Annotated in this window: 17 protein-coding genes and 1 tRNA gene; 9 read left to right on the plus strand and 9 right to left on the minus strand. The window is 74.2% G+C overall.

Annotated elements, in window-relative coordinates; genetic code table 11:
* The first annotated feature begins 302 nt into the window (after positions 1-302).
* On the plus strand, positions 303-1643 hold the full coding sequence (locus tag Q7T67_RS13885) for a metallopeptidase TldD-related protein (RefSeq protein ID WP_304790609.1): 1341 nt from the start codon (positions 303-305) through the stop codon (positions 1641-1643).
* Between the two features lie 215 nt (positions 1644-1858).
* On the opposite strand, the gene secG is transcribed toward Q7T67_RS13885, so the two are convergent.
* Genes secG through Q7T67_RS13905 form a run of 4 tightly spaced genes read right to left on the minus strand, consistent with a single transcriptional unit; the run spans position 1859 to position 5204 of the window.
* Positions 1859-2086 carry a preprotein translocase subunit SecG gene (secG, locus tag Q7T67_RS13890; protein ID WP_304790612.1) on the minus strand — a complete coding sequence of 76 codons (228 nt, stop codon included), beginning with the start codon at positions 2084-2086 and terminating at the stop codon, positions 1859-1861.
* A gap of 11 nt (positions 2087-2097) precedes the next feature.
* A complete protein-coding gene (locus Q7T67_RS13895) occupies positions 2098-2535 on the minus strand; it encodes a hypothetical protein (RefSeq protein ID WP_304790614.1) in 438 nt (145 codons plus the stop codon).
* Positions 2532-4757, minus strand: coding sequence for a heme lyase CcmF/NrfE family subunit (locus Q7T67_RS13900; protein WP_304790616.1), 2226 nt, complete (start codon positions 4755-4757; stop codon positions 2532-2534). Before Q7T67_RS13900 ends, Q7T67_RS13895 begins: the two co-directional genes overlap by 4 nt.
* Positions 4758-4763: 6 nt before the next feature.
* Entirely contained in the window at positions 4764-5204 is a 441-nt protein-coding gene (locus Q7T67_RS13905; RefSeq protein ID WP_304790619.1) for a cytochrome c maturation protein CcmE, read from the minus strand.
* A gap of 150 nt (positions 5205-5354) precedes the next feature.
* Here Q7T67_RS13905 and Q7T67_RS13910 point away from each other — a divergent pair, with 150 nt between their 5' ends.
* Both Q7T67_RS13910 and Q7T67_RS13915 read left to right on the plus strand, forming a co-directional pair.
* Positions 5355-5780, plus strand: coding sequence for a hypothetical protein (locus Q7T67_RS13910; protein ID WP_304790622.1), 426 nt, complete (start codon positions 5355-5357; stop codon positions 5778-5780).
* 40 nt (positions 5781-5820) lie between these two features.
* Entirely contained in the window at positions 5821-6324 is a 504-nt protein-coding gene (locus Q7T67_RS13915) for a cupin domain-containing protein (RefSeq protein ID WP_304790625.1), read from the plus strand.
* A gap of 103 nt (positions 6325-6427) precedes the next feature.
* Here Q7T67_RS13915 and Q7T67_RS13920 read toward each other — a convergent pair.
* Positions 6428-6500, minus strand: a tRNA-Gly gene (locus Q7T67_RS13920).
* A gap of 120 nt (positions 6501-6620) precedes the next feature.
* Between Q7T67_RS13920 and Q7T67_RS13925 the strand changes: the two genes are divergently transcribed.
* Genes Q7T67_RS13925 through Q7T67_RS13935 form a run of 3 tightly spaced genes read left to right on the plus strand, consistent with a single transcriptional unit; the run spans position 6621 to position 8631 of the window.
* Entirely contained in the window at positions 6621-7202 is a 582-nt protein-coding gene (locus tag Q7T67_RS13925) for a TlpA disulfide reductase family protein (RefSeq protein ID WP_304790628.1), read from the plus strand.
* Positions 7199-7864 (plus strand): cytochrome c-type biogenesis protein, encoded by a 666-nt coding sequence (locus tag Q7T67_RS13930; protein WP_304790631.1) that lies wholly within the window; start codon positions 7199-7201, stop codon positions 7862-7864. Before Q7T67_RS13925 ends, Q7T67_RS13930 begins: the two co-directional genes overlap by 4 nt.
* Complete coding sequence (locus tag Q7T67_RS13935) at positions 7861-8631, plus strand: cytochrome c biogenesis CcdA family protein (protein ID WP_304790634.1); 771 nt, start codon at positions 7861-7863, stop codon at positions 8629-8631. The genes Q7T67_RS13930 and Q7T67_RS13935 overlap by 4 nt, the downstream gene beginning before the upstream one ends.
* A gap of 75 nt (positions 8632-8706) precedes the next feature.
* On the opposite strand, the gene argS is transcribed toward Q7T67_RS13935, so the two are convergent.
* Together argS and Q7T67_RS13945 are read right to left on the minus strand one after the other, a co-directional pair.
* Positions 8707-10380, minus strand: a complete 1674-nt coding sequence (gene argS / locus Q7T67_RS13940) for an arginine--tRNA ligase (protein ID WP_304790637.1) — start codon at positions 10378-10380, stop codon at positions 8707-8709.
* A gap of 210 nt (positions 10381-10590) precedes the next feature.
* A complete protein-coding gene (locus Q7T67_RS13945) occupies positions 10591-11001 on the minus strand; it encodes a 23S rRNA (pseudouridine(1915)-N(3))-methyltransferase RlmH (protein ID WP_304790640.1) in 411 nt (136 codons plus the stop codon).
* A gap of 281 nt (positions 11002-11282) precedes the next feature.
* Here Q7T67_RS13945 and Q7T67_RS13950 point away from each other — a divergent pair, with 281 nt between their 5' ends.
* The 3 genes from Q7T67_RS13950 to Q7T67_RS13960 are packed head-to-tail and all read left to right on the plus strand — an operon-like array spanning position 11283 to position 13988.
* A complete protein-coding gene (locus Q7T67_RS13950) occupies positions 11283-12014 on the plus strand; it encodes a metallophosphoesterase (protein ID WP_304790643.1) in 732 nt (243 codons plus the stop codon).
* Between the two features lie 22 nt (positions 12015-12036).
* On the plus strand, positions 12037-12672 hold the full coding sequence (locus Q7T67_RS13955) for a hypothetical protein (protein ID WP_304790645.1): 636 nt from the start codon (positions 12037-12039) through the stop codon (positions 12670-12672).
* The gene (locus Q7T67_RS13960) at positions 12669-13988 is read left to right on the plus strand and encodes a protein kinase (RefSeq protein WP_304790648.1); all 1320 of its coding nucleotides are present in this window, start codon (positions 12669-12671) and stop codon (positions 13986-13988) included. The genes Q7T67_RS13955 and Q7T67_RS13960 overlap by 4 nt, the downstream gene beginning before the upstream one ends.
* Positions 13989-14005: 17 nt before the next feature.
* On the opposite strand, the gene tgt is transcribed toward Q7T67_RS13960, so the two are convergent.
* Positions 14006-15274: a tRNA guanosine(34) transglycosylase Tgt gene (tgt, locus tag Q7T67_RS13965; RefSeq protein WP_304790651.1), complete on the minus strand. Its 1269-nt coding sequence runs from the start codon at positions 15272-15274 to the stop codon at positions 14006-14008.
* Positions 15275-15311: 37 nt separating this feature from the next.
* Positions 15312-15797: a MarR family winged helix-turn-helix transcriptional regulator gene (locus tag Q7T67_RS13970; RefSeq protein WP_304790654.1), complete on the minus strand. Its 486-nt coding sequence runs from the start codon at positions 15795-15797 to the stop codon at positions 15312-15314.
* Positions 15798-15865 lie beyond the last annotated feature (68 nt).

Here is a 15865-nt window from a genome sequence, read left to right on the forward strand (position 1 = left end):
TCCGTGGCGGCGAGCACGGCGGCGGTCGCGGCGGCGACGGCCGACGCGGCGAGCGCCGCGCGCGTGCGGCGTGTCGGGAGGCCGCGACCCGGGCGCATTCCCCCAGCGTACGGGGCGGATCGGGGAGGGGCCGACAGGGCCCCGTCCCCGGCCCGGCGGCCCCGCCCGGCCCGACCGTTAGCGTGGGGGCCTGGCACCTCGCAGCCGGTCGTCGTCGGGCCGGTGCGCAGGTCCTCGCGAACCGACGCTCGCCGCACGGGACCACCGCCCGTCATCCGTCACCCCGACCCGGAACCGCCCGCATGAGCACGCCCCCGCCCGTCGACCTCGCCGCCCGCGCCCTGGACTCCCTCGACGGCGCGGGCTGGGTCACCGTCGCCCACGAGCGGTCCGCGTCGGTCGTCCTGCCCCGGGGCGGCCAGCTGCGCACCTCGACGGTCGACCGCACCGAGGTCACGTTCACCGCCTGGCGCGACGGGCACCTCGGGTCGGCGACCACCTCCGCCGTGGACGGTGCGGCGCTGGCCGCCGCCGCCCGTCGGGCGATCCGCGCCGCCGACGCGACGGCCGCCGGGGCCGACGGCCCGGGGGACGCCACCCCGCCGCCGGAGCCCGCCGCGGTCGACCCGTCGGGCGACGGGGACGAGGAGACGGCGGCCGCCGAGGCCGCCGACGGTCTGGCCGCCGTGCAGGCCGTCCGCGCCGCGGCCGGCGACACGCCCGTCGCCGCGCGGTGGGTCCACGGTGCCGTGACGCGGGCCGTCGCGGCTTCGACGGGCCTCGTGCTGGGCGAGCGCACCACGGACGCCCACCTGCGGGTCCGCACCGGGGCAGGCGGCGTGCGCGCGGCGATGGCGGCGGAGAGCGCCCAGGCCGCCGGGGCCCTGGACGCCGGGGCGCTGGCCCGACGGGCGCTCGGGCGCATCCCCGGCGGCGAGTGGCACGACCCGACCGCCGGCGAGCAGACCATCGTCCTGACGCCGGAGGCCGTCGCCGCGATCCTCGACGTCGCGGGCCCGCTCGTGTTCGACGGCCTCGCCTCGGCGGACGGCCGGACCCGCGCAGACGGCCGCCTGGCCACGGCGGTGGGCTCGGCGCTGGTCCACCTGATCGACGACCCCACCGACCCCGGCACCCTCCCCCGCGCCTTCGACGCCTCGGGCACCCCGAAGCGCCCGCTGCGGCTCGTCGACGCCGGGGTGCTCGCGTCGCTCGTCCACGACGGCCGCTCCCGGACCTCGACGGGCCACGCCACGAGCCCCGGCGGCGACGCCCGCGGCCCCCGCCCGACGAACCTCGTGCTGGCGGGCGGGGACGCCGCCGACCTCGCCGCGCTGGTCGCCGGCGTCGACGTCGGGCTCCTCGTCACCTCGATCGGGGACCTCCGGCCGATCAACGCCGAGCTCGGCCTGGCCTACGGCATCGCCGCCGAGGGCACGTCGCGCATCGTCGACGGCGAGGTCGCGGGTGCGGCCGGCTCGGTGCCGCTGCTCGTCTCGCCGCTCGACGTCCTGGCCGGGGTCGAGGCGCTCACGACCGGCCGGACCCTCGTCGGCTCCCCCACGCGCGACGGTGCGCGCCTGGGCCACGGCATCCTCGCCCCGGCGCTCCGGACGACCGGCGGCATCGTCGTCACGGACTGAGGCGCCGCCCAGCGAGCCGTCCCGCGACGCCCGCCCGATCCCGGGGCCCCGCCTCCGTCCCGCCGGCGGCCGGCACCGAGCTGCCCGACGCCCCGGCGGCGCGTGTCCCGATCCGCCGCCTCCCCCGGAACGCGAACGACCCCGGAGGTCCGGGGTCGCGGTGGGACGACGCGGTGGTCGTCGGGCGGGCGCTCGCGGCGCCCCGGGATCGCGCGCTAGCCGATCCGGATCAGCACGATCGTGTTCAGCACGAACACGATGCAGAAGAAGATCGTCCAGCGGTTCAGGTTGCGCTCCGTGTTGGAGCCGCCGCCGAGGGGGCCCGTGCCCGAGCCGACGCCGAAGGCGCCGGAGAGTCCGGCGTCCTTGCCCGAGTGCATGAGGATCAGGGCGATGACCACCACGGACACGACGATCTGGAGGACCGAGAGCACAGCTTCCATCGCGGGCGATCCTAGCGGGCCGCGGAGTCCGCCGCCTCGGCGGGTCCGTCGAGGTCGTCCGCACGGGCGGCGTCGCGCGCGACCACCGGGTCGCTGACCCCGGCGGGCCCGGGGACCGCGGCGCCGTCGGGCAGCGCCTCGCGGACGCCGTCGCCGGTGCCCCGCACGTGATCGAGGCCGTCGAGCTCGTCGAGGATCGCCACCGCCTCGGACCGCAGGCGCGTGTCGATCGGGCGCCAGTCCGCGTCGGAGAGCTTGCCGGTGGAGTGGTCCAGCGCGGCGTCGCGGATCTCGCGGTACTTCGCGATCTTGGCGGCGTCGAGGTCGGCGCGGCGCAGCGCGTCGGCCTCGGCGGCCCGCTCCTCCTGTCCCGGCCAGAACGGCTGGGACAGCAGGAACAGCGCCAGGGCGAAGGCGACGAGGACGAGCAGCGGGCCGACGACGGTCACGACGGCGACTCCTGCGCCCGGCCGAGATCGCGGGCGATCCGGGCCTTCTGCTTGGCCCGCACGCGACGGGCCTGCAGGTCCGGCGCGGGCCAGATCGCCAGGAGCGCGCCCAGCGCCATGAAGATGCTGCCGATCCAGATCCAGGTCACCAGCGGCGACACGATCACCTGGAAGGTCACCGGTGCGGGGCGCTGCCCGTAGACCTGCGTCAGCCCGATCGCGAGCTCGGCGCCCCGGGCGAACGGGGCCTCCGTGCCCTTGAGCTTGTCGTCGAGCGCCTGGTAGACCGAGACGAGCGCGTCGCCGTCGGGCTGCATGGCGACCCACAGGTCGCGCGTGAGCCCGGCGTCGAGGGCGACCTCGGTGGCGGCCTCGCCGTTGAAGTACCGGCCGACGGGGCCGTCCGCGGTGTTCAGCGACGGGAAGAACTCGCGAGTCGGACGGATCGTCTGGATCCGCTTGCCGTCGCGGTAGACGCCCATCGTCGCGCCGATGATCAGCTTCTCGATGCGCTGGTCGCGCAGGCGGTAGTCGCCGATCGCGCCCTCGTAGCGCAGCTCGTAGCCGCCGACCTTGAAGCGGTCGCCGACCTGGGCGTGCACGCGGTGGGTGTCCTTGAACGCCGACGACGCCGCGACCGCGAGGACGAGGACCGCGAAGCCCGCGTGCACGAGGTAGCCGCCGTAGCGCCGGCGGTTGCGGCCGACGAGGCGGGGCAGCGCGACGGGATAGGCCTCGCCGGTGGAGATGTGCCGCGACCGGGTGCCGCGGACGAGCTCCTGCCCGACGGCGCCGAGGACGAAGCCCCCGAGCAGCAGCGCCAGGACGACGTCGACGCGTCCGCCGCCGCCGACGACGACGCCGCCGATCAGGACGAGGACGGCGACGGCGAGCGGGGCCCGCATCTGCCGCCAGGCCTGCGCCTTGGTCGTCTTCCGCCAGGCGGCCAGCGGCCCGAGGCCCATGAGACCGACGAGCGCGAGCGCGAGCGGGCCGACCCACCAGCCCCAGGTCGACGACGCCCACGGGCGCTGCTTGCCCGTCATGAGGTCGGACAGGAGCGGGAAGAACGTGCCCCACAGGATCACGAGGACCAGGAGGACCAGGACGACGTTGCCGGCCAGGAAGATGGCCTCGCGCGAGAGGAGCGAGTCGATCCGGTGCTCGGATCGCAGGAGCCCGCGGCGCCAGGTCACGAGCCCGATCGACCCGGCGGTCATGATCCCGAGCAGGGTCAGGAACTGCCAGCCGACGGTCGAGGAGCCGAAGGCGTGGATCGAGGAGATGATCCCCGAGCGGACGATGAAGGTGCCGAGGATGCAGAGGATCCCCGTCGCCAGGATCAGCGACACGTTCCAGGTGCGGAGCATCCCCCGCTTCTCCTGGATCATCACGGAGTGGATGAAGGCGGTGCCAAGGATCCACGGCATGAGCGACGCGTTCTCGACGGCGTCCCAGCCCCAGTAGCCGCCCCAGCCCAGCTCGGCGTAGGACCAGCGCGAGCCCAGGACGATGCCGATGCCCAGGAGCAGCCAGGCGCCCAGCGCGTAGCGGCGCGTGTGCCGGATCCAGTCGGACCCGACGTGCCCCGCGATCAGGGCGCCGACGGCGAACGCGAACGGGATCGCGAACAGCGTGTAGCCGCTGTAGAGCATCGGCGGGTGGATCATCATGCTCGGGTACTGCAGGAGCGGGTTGAGGCCCTCGCCCTGCAGCGGCACCGGCGAGCTCAGCCGGAACGGCGAGCTGTAGAAGACGAGCAGCAGCAGGAAGAAGAGGCTCAGCCCGAGCAGGACCGCCTGCGCCCACGGCACGACGTCGGCCATCCGTCGGCCGGCCAGTCGGACGACGAGCGAGCTCCACAGGCTGAGCAGCCAGACCCAGAGGAGCAGCGAGCCCTCCTGCGAGCTCCAGGGCGCGGCCATCCGGTAGCCCAGGGGCGTGGTGGCGGACGAGTGGCTCGCGACGACGTCGAACGTCAGGTCGGTGCGGATGAACGCGATCTCGACGAGGACGAAGCACGCCGTCGTCATCAGGGCGACGAGGTAGATCGCCCGGCGGCCCGAGCGGACGAACGCCGAGCCGTGCGTGTTCAGCGACCCGTCGTCGACGGCCGGTCCGCCGGCCTGCTGCAGCCTGCGCGCCCCGACGATGCTCGCCACGGCGCCGTAGGCCGAGACGAGGAGCGCGAGGACCAGGAGTCCGCGACCCAGGAGGTCCATGTGGGGCTACTTGCCCTCGACGACCTTGTCGGACCCGTCGCGCCACTCCATCGACTGCGCATCGCCCGACTTCCCGTCGTCGAACTTCGACGGGCACTTCGTGATGAGCGAGTCCGCCTCGCCCTGGTACCGCTCGCCGTCCTTCTGGACGGTGACGATGACCTCGCGGCCCTCGCGGAACGCGTCGGGGACCTGGCCGCTGTAGACGACCGGGACCGAGGCGCCGCCCTTGCGGTCCTTGACCCGGAAGCTGATGGCGTCGCCCTTGCGGGCGAACGTGCCGGGCACGACGATGCCGGTCAGCCGGTAGTCCTGGCCGACCTGGGCGCCGGCCATCTGACTTGGCTGGCGGGCCTCGGCCGAGCCGGCGAAGCTCGTGTACAGGAGGGCCGCCGCGAGGGTCACCGCGGCGACGATCGCGAAGGTGAGGCGCAACGTCCGCGTCATGCCATGGAGTGTGGCAAGGTTGCGCCGCGAACCGCCCCACCCCGTGGTGCGGACGCCGTGTGTGCGGGGACTCCACCGGCGGGGTCCGGCGGACGGACGACCGAAGTCGCACTGGCAGCGCGGTACCGACCGGCGGTAGCATCGCGCACGATGAACACTCCGACGACGCGTTCGCCGAGCGCTCCGCGCAAGGTCGGCGGCGCCCTGATCCTCACCCTGATGCTGGCGGGCGGGCTCTTCATGTGGGCCGGCAACCCGTACCTGTGGATCCGCGTGACCGCCGCGCGGGCCGACTCGCAGAACCTGACGATGGGCCAGGCGGCGTTCGTCATCTTCGCGATCGCCCTCACCGGCTTCGTGATGGTGAAGGTCCTCGCGGTCCTGAACGGCTGGTACGCGAAGGTCATGGGCGGCTCGGACGAGGTCACCGTCCGCATGCCGTGGAACCAGTCCATGCGCGACGGCCGCACCACGGGTCGCACCACCTCGGCCATCGACGTCGTGATGGTCGGCTCCGTCTCGATCGCCATCGTCGTCGCGACGATCTGGTTCTTCTTCTTCGCGACCTACGGGTAGGACCCGCCTGGCCCGGCGCGCGATCGGGTAGCCGGACGGCGTGCCCGATCCCGCCCCCGCCCCGCCCGAGCCCGGCCGGGAGCTGCACCTCGGACCGGTGACGATCGTCGTCGAGACCCCGTCGTCGGCGGGGTCGATGGTCCGCTTCCGCTTCGCCGCGCCGCCCGGCCCCGTCGCCCCGGGCCTGCACGTCCACCCGCACGCGGAGGAGCGGATCGACGTCCGGCGCGGCGCCGTCCTGGTGCGCCGGAGGGGCAGCCGCTCCGTCGTCGTCCGGCCCGGTGAGCACGCGACGATCCCCGCGGGCACGCCGCACGACCTCTGGGCGGTCCGGCGAGGCACCCGCGGCACGGCGACGATCACCCCGGCCATCGCGATCGACGAGACCTTCGCGGAGCTCGACGCCGAGCTGCGCCACCTGCCGCCCCGCCCGTGGGAGCTGGCCCGGATCGCGGGCCGGCACCTGGACCACACGCGGATCGCCCGGATCCCGCTCGGCCTCCAGCGCCGGGCGTTCCGGGCGCTGGCCCTCGGCAGGGACTGACCGGCGGCCCCGCTCCGCGTCGTCGGGCCGATCGGCCCGGCGGACACGCCGAGAGGGACCCCGGAACGACGAACGCCCCGCGTCGACGGGGCGTCCTTCGAGGAGCGGCAGACGAGATTCGAACTCGCGACCCTCAGCTTGGGAAGCTGATGCTCTACCAACTGAGCTACTGCCGCACGCCCGGCGGACGATACCGCGCCCACGGCAGGGGCGGCGCGGCGGTGCGACCGGCGGCGGCCGGGGCGGGGGCCGACGATGGCGCCTCCCTCGCGCGGGAGGGCGTACCGTTCGGGGTGATGCGTCGCTCCGCCGTTCCCGCGCTGCTCGGGATCCTCGCCGTCGCCCTGGTGGCCGTCCTCGCGTTCGCGTTGACCCGCTCGCCGGCCGATCAGCAGAACCAGAAGCGCCTCGACGCGCAGGTGCAGGAGGGCACGCCGGTCGTCGCCCCCGGGTCCGACCGCGGGCTCGTCCCGCTGACGGGTGGCGCGAAGAAGACCCTGGCGCAGTTCCGCGGCCAGGTCGTCGTCCTCAACTTCTGGGGCTCGTGGTGCACCCCGTGCCGTGACGAGGCCCCCCTGCTCGAGCGGTACCACCGCAAGCTCACCGCCGCCGGCGTCGGCACCGTGCTGGGCGTGACGAACAACGACGTGCCCGAGAAGAGCATCGCGTTCGAGAAGCGCTTCGGCCTGACCTACCCGTCGTTCCAGGACCCCGGTACCGAGCTGGCACAGGAGTACGGCGCCAGCCTGATGCCCGAGACGTTCGTCATCGACCGGCGCGGCCGCATCCACGCGATCGCCCGCACCGCGGTCACGACGGACTTCATGGACGGCGCGCTCGAGCGCGCCGGCGTCCCGAAGCAGGTCCTCGCCCGATGAGCGGCCCGGCGCAGGACGCGACCGCGGAGTCGACCGGCCCGCGGCCCGGGACCCTCCAGGGCGACCCGCCCCCGCGCGAGGGCGCCGGCCCCGGCACCACGCAGATCGAGACACCGCCCACCGCGGTCACCGTCGCCCCGTCGAAGACGGCGACCCTCGCCCTGTTCACGGCGATCGTGCTGCTGCTGCTCTCCTTCGTCGCCCCCGCGGGCGCCGCCACGCCGCGGACCTCGCTCGAGGCGGTCGAGGCCGAGCTGATGTGCGTCACCTGCCGGACGCCGCTGAACCAGAGCAACGCCCCGCAGGCGCTGGAGGAGCGCGACCAGATCGAGCGGCTCGTCGCCCAGGGGAAGACGAAGCAGCAGGCGATCGACGCGATGGTCGCCATCTACGGCGACCCCGTCCTGATCGACCCGCCCGAGAGCGGGCTGCGGGTCGCGCGGATCGCCATCCCCGGCGTCGCGGCGGTCTTCGGCATCACCCTGCTCGTCGTCCTGATCGGCCGTTGGCGGCGGCGGGCCCGGCTCGACGACGGGGACGGCGACGGCCCGGCGGGCGACGGCCTCCCGACGGACGGCGGCCCGGACCTCGACTCGTCCTCCTCCGGCCTGACCGACGACGACCGGCGCCGGCTGGACGCCGAGCTCGAGCGCTACGCGTGAGCGTCGCCCTCCTGCCGCTGGCCGCCGCCGATCCCACGGTCTTCGCGGCGTTCGCCGCCGGTCTGCTCTCGTTCGCCTCGCCGTGCGTGCTGCCACTCGTCCCCGGCTACCTGTCCGTGCTGACCGGTGGCGAGAGCGTCCGCTCCGCCGGGGACCGCCGCACCGGGGCGATCCTGGGCCCGGCGGCGATCTTCTGCATGAGCTTCATCCTCGTGTTCGTCGTCCTGGGGCTCTTCGCCCAGGGCCTCGGCGCGCCGCTGAAGGGCAGCCGCGACACGCTCGACGTCGTCGCCGGGATCCTGCTGATCACGATGGGCGTCGTCTTCGTCGCATCGCCGTTCGTCCCGCTGCTGAACCGCTCCTTCCGCTCCGACGCGCTGATGCGCAAGGCCGGGACGGGCGGGCCGATGATCGCCGGGATGGCCTTCGCCGTCGCCTGGACCCCGTGCGCCGGCCCGATCCTCGGGGCGATCCTCACGGCGGCGGCGACCCAGACCGGCACCGGCGGCGGGGCGTTCCTGCTGCTCGCCTACGGACTCGGCCTCGCCGTCCCCTTCATGGGCGCGGCGCTCGCGCTCGAGCGCGTGACGAACGCCGCCCGCGTCATCCGCAACCACTACACCGTGATCACCGTGGTCGGCGGCGTCCTGCTGATCGTCATCGGCTGGCTCGTGGCCACCCACCAGATGACGCGCCTGGCGAGCGAGGCCCGCGACGTCATCGACGCGCTGGGCCTCGACGGCGTGGTCGCCTGGCTGGAGAGGTAAGGGACCGGGCCCCACCCCGAGCGTCTCGGGCCGGACCGCGTCCGGACTGCGGCGCGGCTCGGGGCACCCGGAGGCTCAGGCCTCGACCGCGTCCTCGCGGTCCATGCGCTCCGGGGCGTCGACGCCGAGGATCGCCAGGGCCGACGCCAGGACGGTCGCGGTGGCGCGGCAGACGTCCAGGCGGCGGGCGCGGACGTCGTCGGGCAGCCCCGCGGCCAGCACCGGGCAGTCGCGGTAGAAGGCCGAGTAGCCCCGCGCCAGCGACAGGGCGTAGGTGGCGATGCGGTGGGGCGCGCGGCGGTCGGCGGCCTCGGCGACCTCGTCCGGCCAGGCCAGCAGCGCCAGGGAGAGCTCGCGCTCGCTCGGGGCCACCGCGCCGTCGCCCGGGTTCGCGGTGGTGGTCTCCCCCGCCTCGGCGCGGGTGAGGATCGAGCGGATGCGGGCGTGCGCGTACTGCACGTAGTAGACGGGGTTCTCGGCGGACTGCTCGCGGGCCTCGGCGAGGTCCAGGTCGATCGTGGTGTCGTGCGAGCGGGCCAGCAGGTACCAGCGGGCCGCGTCGACGCCGATGTCGTCCACCAGGTCGTCCAGGGCGACGAACTCGCCGGCGCGCTTGGACATCTTCACGCGCTCGCCGCCGTCGAAGAGGTTGACGAACTGCGTGATCAGCAGCTCGATCCGGTCGCGGTCGCCGCCCAGGGCCTCGAACGCCGCCTCGATGCGGGCGACGTACCCGTGGTGGTCGGCGCCGAGCACGTTGATCACGCGGTCGTAGCCGCGGGTGCGCTTGGCGTGGTGGTAGGCGACGTCGGAGGCGAAGTAGGTCGCGCGGCCGTCCGAGCGGACCAGGACGCGGTCCTTGTCGTCGCCGAGGTCGCTCGTGCGCAGGAACAGCGCGCCCTCCTGCTCGAACGTGCGGCCTTGCTCGGCGAGGACGTCGAACGCCTCCTGCACCTCGGAGACCCGCTCGCCGCGCGGCTCGTGCAGCGCGTTCTCGGAGAACCACTGGTCGAAGGTCGTGCGGAAGGCCTCCAGCGACGCCTTCTGCGCCGCGACCATCAGGGCGATGCCCTCGGTGGCGACCTCCTCGACCGGGCGCGTCGCGGCGTCCGGGATCCGTGCGGCGACGTCGGCGACGTACCCGCCCTGGTAGCCCTCCTCCGGCGGCTCCTCGCCGCGGGCGCGGGCCTGCAGCGACTGCCCGAACAGCTCGACCTGGTTGCCGTGGTCGTTGACGTAGTACTCGCGGTGGACGCGGTGGCCGTGGAAGACCAGCAGGTTCGACAGCGACGAGCCGAACGCGGCGCCACGGGCGCCCCCGATGTGGACGGGGCCGGTCGGGTTGTTGGAGACGAACTCGAGGTGGACGGACTCCGTGCCCGACCCGCCCGCGGCGGCGCCGCCCGAGCCGTACGCATCGCCGGCGGCCAGCACGTCGGCGAGGGCCTTGGCGAGCCACCCGTCGGAGAGCCGCAGGTTGAGGAAGCCCGGCCCGGCCGTCTCGATCGAGGAGAGATCGTCGCCCAGGTACTCCGACAGGGCGACGGAGAGGCGCTCGGCGATCATCGGCGGCGCGGCACCGACGATCTTGGGCAGCAGCATCGCCGCGTTGGTGGCGTAGTCGCCGTGGGCGGCCTGCTTCGGGCGCTCGAGCGTCGGCGCGGACTTCGGGCGCTCGCCGCCCGTGACGTTCAGCACGGCGTCGTCGAGGACCGTACGTAGGCGCTGGAGAGGAGATCCCGAGGTCACGCCCCTAGGTTAGGGACAGGCGGGTGGCGCGAGCCTCGTCGCACCGGGGCCGGTCCCCCACGGGTGGCCCATGCCCCGCCGACAGCCGGGCGATCTGGACCCGAGAAGCAGGGGTCGGGGCCCGTTCACCTCCCCACGGGTGGCCCATGCCCCGCCGACAGCCGCGCGATCTGGGCCCGAGAAGCAGGGGTCGGGGCCCGTTCCGGGCTTTCAGTGGTGGTAGGGCTCGCCGCGGAGGATCCGGTGCGCGCGGTAGAGCTGCTCCAGGACGATCACGCGCGCCAGCTGGTGGGGCAGCGTGATCGGGCCGAACGACACGCGCTCGTCGGCGCGGTCGAGGTCCAGGCCGTCGGCGCCGCCGAGGACGAAGCACAGGTCCCGCCCGCTCTGGCGACGCTCCTCGAGCCACGTCGCCTGCGCGACGCTGTCCCGCGCGGGCGCGTCGATGGCCAGCAGCACGCAGTGGGCCCGCTCGGGCACCCGGCGGGCGACCTGCTCGGCGTCGGCGTCGTCGCGCAGCTCGATCTGGTCGAGCCGGACGTAGGGCCGCAGGAGCTTCTCGTAGTGGGCCAGGTCGTCCGCGTACGGGGCGCGGGTGCGCCCGACCGCCACGACGGTCACGCGCACGGGACGGTCCCCCGCACGCGACGGACGGACGACCGGACGGCGGCGGGTCCGCGGGAGACGCACGGGCCCCGGCCCGGCCGAACCGGGCCACGCTCGTGCGAGGGGACCGGGGGGCCGGGGGTCGAGTACCCTTCGCCGTCGGTGCGCGGACCCCGTCCGCACGCCCCGGTGCGTCGCGGGCAGGCCTCGTCGCACCGCCCGGGACGGTCCCGCGCGTGCATCGGCATCCCGCCGCCGCACCGCCCGAGGATCCGCACCGACGCCATCGCCCGAGTATGCACGTCGCCGTCATCTCCGACATCCACGGCAATCGCCACGCGCTCGACGCCGTCCTCGCGGACGCGGACGACCGCGGCTGCGACGAGGTCTGGTGCCTGGGCGACGTCGTCGGCTACGGCGCGGACCCCGACGGCTGCTGCGCGGCGGTGCGCAGCTTCGCGTCCGTCTGCCTGGCCGGCAACCACGACCTGGCGGCCATCGGCAGCCTGTCGACCGACAGCTTCACCGACGACGCGGCGACCTCCGCGACGTGGACCGGCGAGCACCTGACCGCCGAGCACCGCGCGTGGCTGGGCTCCCTGCGTCCCCAGGCGACCGCCCAGTCGTTCCTGCTGGCCCACGGCAGCCCGCTGCACCCGGTCTGGGAGTACGTCCTGACCGCCGCGCAGGCCGAGGCCTCGCTCGACGCCTTCGAGGAGCAGGTCGCCCTGATCGGCCACAGCCACGTGCCGCTGTCCTTCGCGCGCGACGGCAACCGCCCGGTCGTCCCGCAGCGTCGCACCGACGGCGACGAGGCGCAGATCGGCGCCCAGCGCTGGCTCCTGAACCCCGGCAGCGTCGGGCAGCCGCGCGACGAGGATCCCCGGGCCTCCTGGATGGAGCTGCACCCCTACGACGGCCGCGTGGCCTGGCACCGCGTCCGCTACGACGTCGGCGGCGCCCAGCAGGCCATCCGCGACGCCGGGCTGCCCACGTCACTGGCCGACCGCCTCGGCGTCGGCCGGTAGCCTTCCCCCGATCGTCCCACTGATGCGCCTTCGCCGATCCGTCCCCGTCGTGCTGAGCTGCACCGCCGTCGCCCTGACGGGGTGCGGCGGGTCGAGCCTGCTCGACGGCAGCACCGCGTCCGACCTCCAGGCCAGCCTGGGCAAGGTCCAGACGGCGATCGACGACGGCCGCTGCGACGAGGCCCGCAGCGCCGCGACCGCTGGGGCCAAGCGCGTCGACGAGCTGCCCTCGAGCGTCGACGGCGACCTCAAGGACCGCTTGAAGACCGGGTTCCAGGAGCTCTCCGACCGCGTCGGCACCGACTGCGAGGAGTCGACCACGACGACGACCGCGCCGGAGACCACGACCACCGCGCCGACGACGACCGAGCCCGTCGAGCCGACGACCCCCACCCAGCCGGAGACGCCGACCACGACGCCCGAGGATCCCGGCACCACCACGCCGATCGATCCCCCGGCGACCGATCCGACGACGCCGGCGGACCCCGGTGACGGCGGCGACGACGGATCCGGCGGCGTGGTCCCGGGCGTCGACGGGCCCGGCGCCAGCGAGCGCTCCCGCGGCCAGGGCCCGAAGGCCGACAAGCCGCTCAAGGAGCGGCTGAAGGACCTGCGCGAGCGCGCCAAGAAGTACTTCGAGGGTCGGGGCGGCGGGTGAGCAACGACCTTCTCTCGGGCCGGTACGAGCTCGGCGAGCGCCTCGGCAGCGGTGGCATGTCCACCGTCCGGCTGGCGTTCGACCGCCGGCTCGAGCGCCACGTGGCCGTCAAGCTGCTCGCCGAGCACCTCGCCGACGACCGGCAGTTCGTCTCGCGCTTCCGGCGCGAGGCCCTCTCGGCGGCGCGCCTGGTCCACAACAACATCGTCCAGGTCTTCGACTTCGGCTTCGACGACGACTCCGGGCGCTACTTCATCGTCATGGAGGCCGTCCGGGGCCAGTCCGGGGCCGAGCTGCTCCACGCCCGCGGCTACCTCTCGGTGCCCGAGACGATCTCGATCGTCGGTCAGGCCGCCCGCGGTCTGGACTACGCGCACCGCAACGGCGTGATCCACCGCGACGTCAAGCCCGGCAACATCCTGCTGGCCGAGGACGGCACGGTGAAGATCGCCGACTTCGGGATCGCCAAGGCGATGGCCGAGGAGTCGTCGATCACGCAGATCGGCTCCGTCGTGGGCACCGCGAGCTACCTGGCGCCCGAGCAGGCGACCGGGGGCGACGTCGGCCCCGCCGCCGACATCTACGCCCTGGGCGTCGTCACCTACCAGATGCTCGCCGCGCGGCTGCCCTACGAGGCGGACTCGCTCGCGGCCCTCGCCCTGAAGCAGCAGCGCGAGGCCCCGCCGCTCCTGGACCAGCTCAACGCCGAGGTCCCGCCCGAGATCGGGCTCGTCGTCGACCGGGCCCTCAGCCTCGAGCCCGAGATGCGCTACCCGAGCGCCGAGGGCTACGCGGGCGCCCTGGACGACGGCGTCGCGGGCGTCGGCCCGTCGACGGACGAGGACCGCACGCGGGTCTCCCCCGTCACCGGCCCGTTCACCGGCGCCACCGCGATCGTCCCCCGCGGTGCGATCGACGACATCGAGCGCGACTTCGACCCGCTCGAGGACGAGGACGACCACCGCACGCAGGTGCAGCCGGTCGCCGCGCGTCGTGCGCCGGTCACGCAGGACCGCCCCGCCGTCCCCGCGCGGACCGTCCGCGAGCCGCGTCGCACCCAGCCGACCGGGCGCGTCGCCCAGCCGGGCAACTGGGTGCAGGACCAGCCGCCGAAGGCCCGCCGCAGCGGCGGGGGCTGCCTCGGCCGCCTGGCCCGCACGCTGACGATCATGCTGATCCTCGCCGCCATCGTCGGTGGCGGCATCTACTACGTGTTCTCGCAGCAGGTCGCGCCGAAGCTGCGCGAGATCAGCGGCAACACGCCGAGCAAGATCATCGACGACGTCCAGAAGCTGATCGACGACAACACGAAGTAGGCGGGCTCCGGGCGGCCCTACGGCATGACGCCGCCGCGGATCGCGGCGGCCTCCTCCGTCAGCCGGCCGTCGATGATCGACTGGCGCAGGCGCTGCATCACGCGGGAGACGAACGCGAGGTTGTGCTCCGTCAGGAGCCGCATGCCGAGCAGCTCCTTGGTGTGGACGAGGTAGCGCAGGTAGGCACGCGTGAAGCCGTGCGCGCAGGCGGGGCACGGGCAGCCCTCGCAGATCGGCTCGTCGCTCGTCTTCCACCGCGCCTGGTTGAGGTCGACCCGCCACCGCTTCTCGGGCTCGGGGACGAGCGCCATGCCGTGTCGGCCCAGGCGGGTGGGCATCGCGCAGTCGAACGTGTCGATCCCCTGCTCGACGCCGCGGACGAGGTCGTCGATCTCGCCGATGCCGAGGAGGTGGCGCGGCTTCTTCTCGTGCGCGCCGCCCAGCGCGGCCGTGGCCCAGCCCACGACCTCGTTCATCTGGTCCTTGTGCTCGCCGAGCGACCCGCCGATCGCCACGGCGTCCACGCGGGAGGACGCGACGAGCTCGGTGGCCTCGACCCGCAGGTCCTGGTAGACGCCGCCCTGGACGATGCCGTAGACGAGCTGCCAGTCCGGGGCGTGCTGCTCGTGGAAGGTCAGGCACCGCTCGAGCCACCGGTGCGTCCGCTCCGTGGACCGGGCGGTGTACTCGCGGTCGACGTTGAACGGCGTGCACTCGTCGAAGACGACCGCCAGATCGGTGCCCAGCGCGGCCTGGACCTCCATCGACCGCTCGGGCGAGAGCACCTGCTTCGAGCCGTCGATGTGGGAACGGAACCGCACGCCGTGCTCCTCGATCGCGTCGATGCGCCCGTGACCCCGAAGGCCCTTGCCCTTCGTCCGGCCCTTGATCTCGTCGGCGACGGTGCCGTGGCCCATCGAGAAGACCTGGAACCCGCCGGAGTCCGTGATGATCGGGCCGTCCCAGCCCATGAACCGGTGCAGTCCCCCGCGCTCCCTGATGTGCTCCGCGCCCGGGGAGAGCATCAGGTGGAACGTGTTGCCCAGGACGATGTCGTAGCCGAGGTCGCGGATCTCGCTCGGCAGCATCCCGCGGACGGTCGCCTTCGTCGCCAGCGGCACGAACCCGGGGGTGCGGATGTCGCCGTGCGCGGTCGAGAGGACGCCGGCGCGGGCGCGATGGCCGTGCTCCTCGGCGCGGGCGACGATCCGGAAGACCTCCTTCGGGCGCTCTGCCGCGGGGCGCGGCGGGGCGTCGAGCGAGGGGCGGTCGGCGGCGTCCGGCATGCCCGTCGATCGTAGGGGCCGGGCCCCCGGGGCGTCCCTACGGCTGGAGACCCGGCTCCAGGCGATCGAGGATCTTCGTCCAGACGGTGCCCAGGACCTCCTGCTCCTCGGGCGTCATCAGGTCGTGGAAGCGGCTCCGGACCTCGTCGAGGTACTCGCCCCGGGCCTCCTGGACCCGCGCGCGGCCCTCGAGCGTCAGGACCGCGAAGTAGCCGCGGGCATCGGTGGCGCAGCGCTCGCGGACGACCTGGCCGTCCTTCTCGAGCCGGTCGATCAGCCGCGTCAGGCCGCTGCGGCTGAGGACCGCCAGCTTCGCGAGGTCCGACAGGCGCATCCGGCCGTCGGGTGCGTCGGAGAGGTGCATGAGCACCTCGTAGGTCGAGTGCTGCAGCCCGTGGCGCTCCTCCAGGCCCTGCTCGAGCTCGCGCTGCAGGAGGACGTAGGACCGGAGCATGCCGCGCCACGCCGCGAGCTCGCGGTCGCCGAGGAGACGGACGTCTGTTCCAGCCTGCGGAGTCGCCATGCTGGACATTGTTGCAGGGACAAATGCATCGGACCAGTGGACACGGGTACGCGTCATGTTCCACCCCC

Origin of the sequence: Patulibacter sp. (assembly GCF_030655195.1) — a bacterium.
Lineage (GTDB): Bacteria > Actinomycetota > Thermoleophilia > Solirubrobacterales > Solirubrobacteraceae > Patulibacter.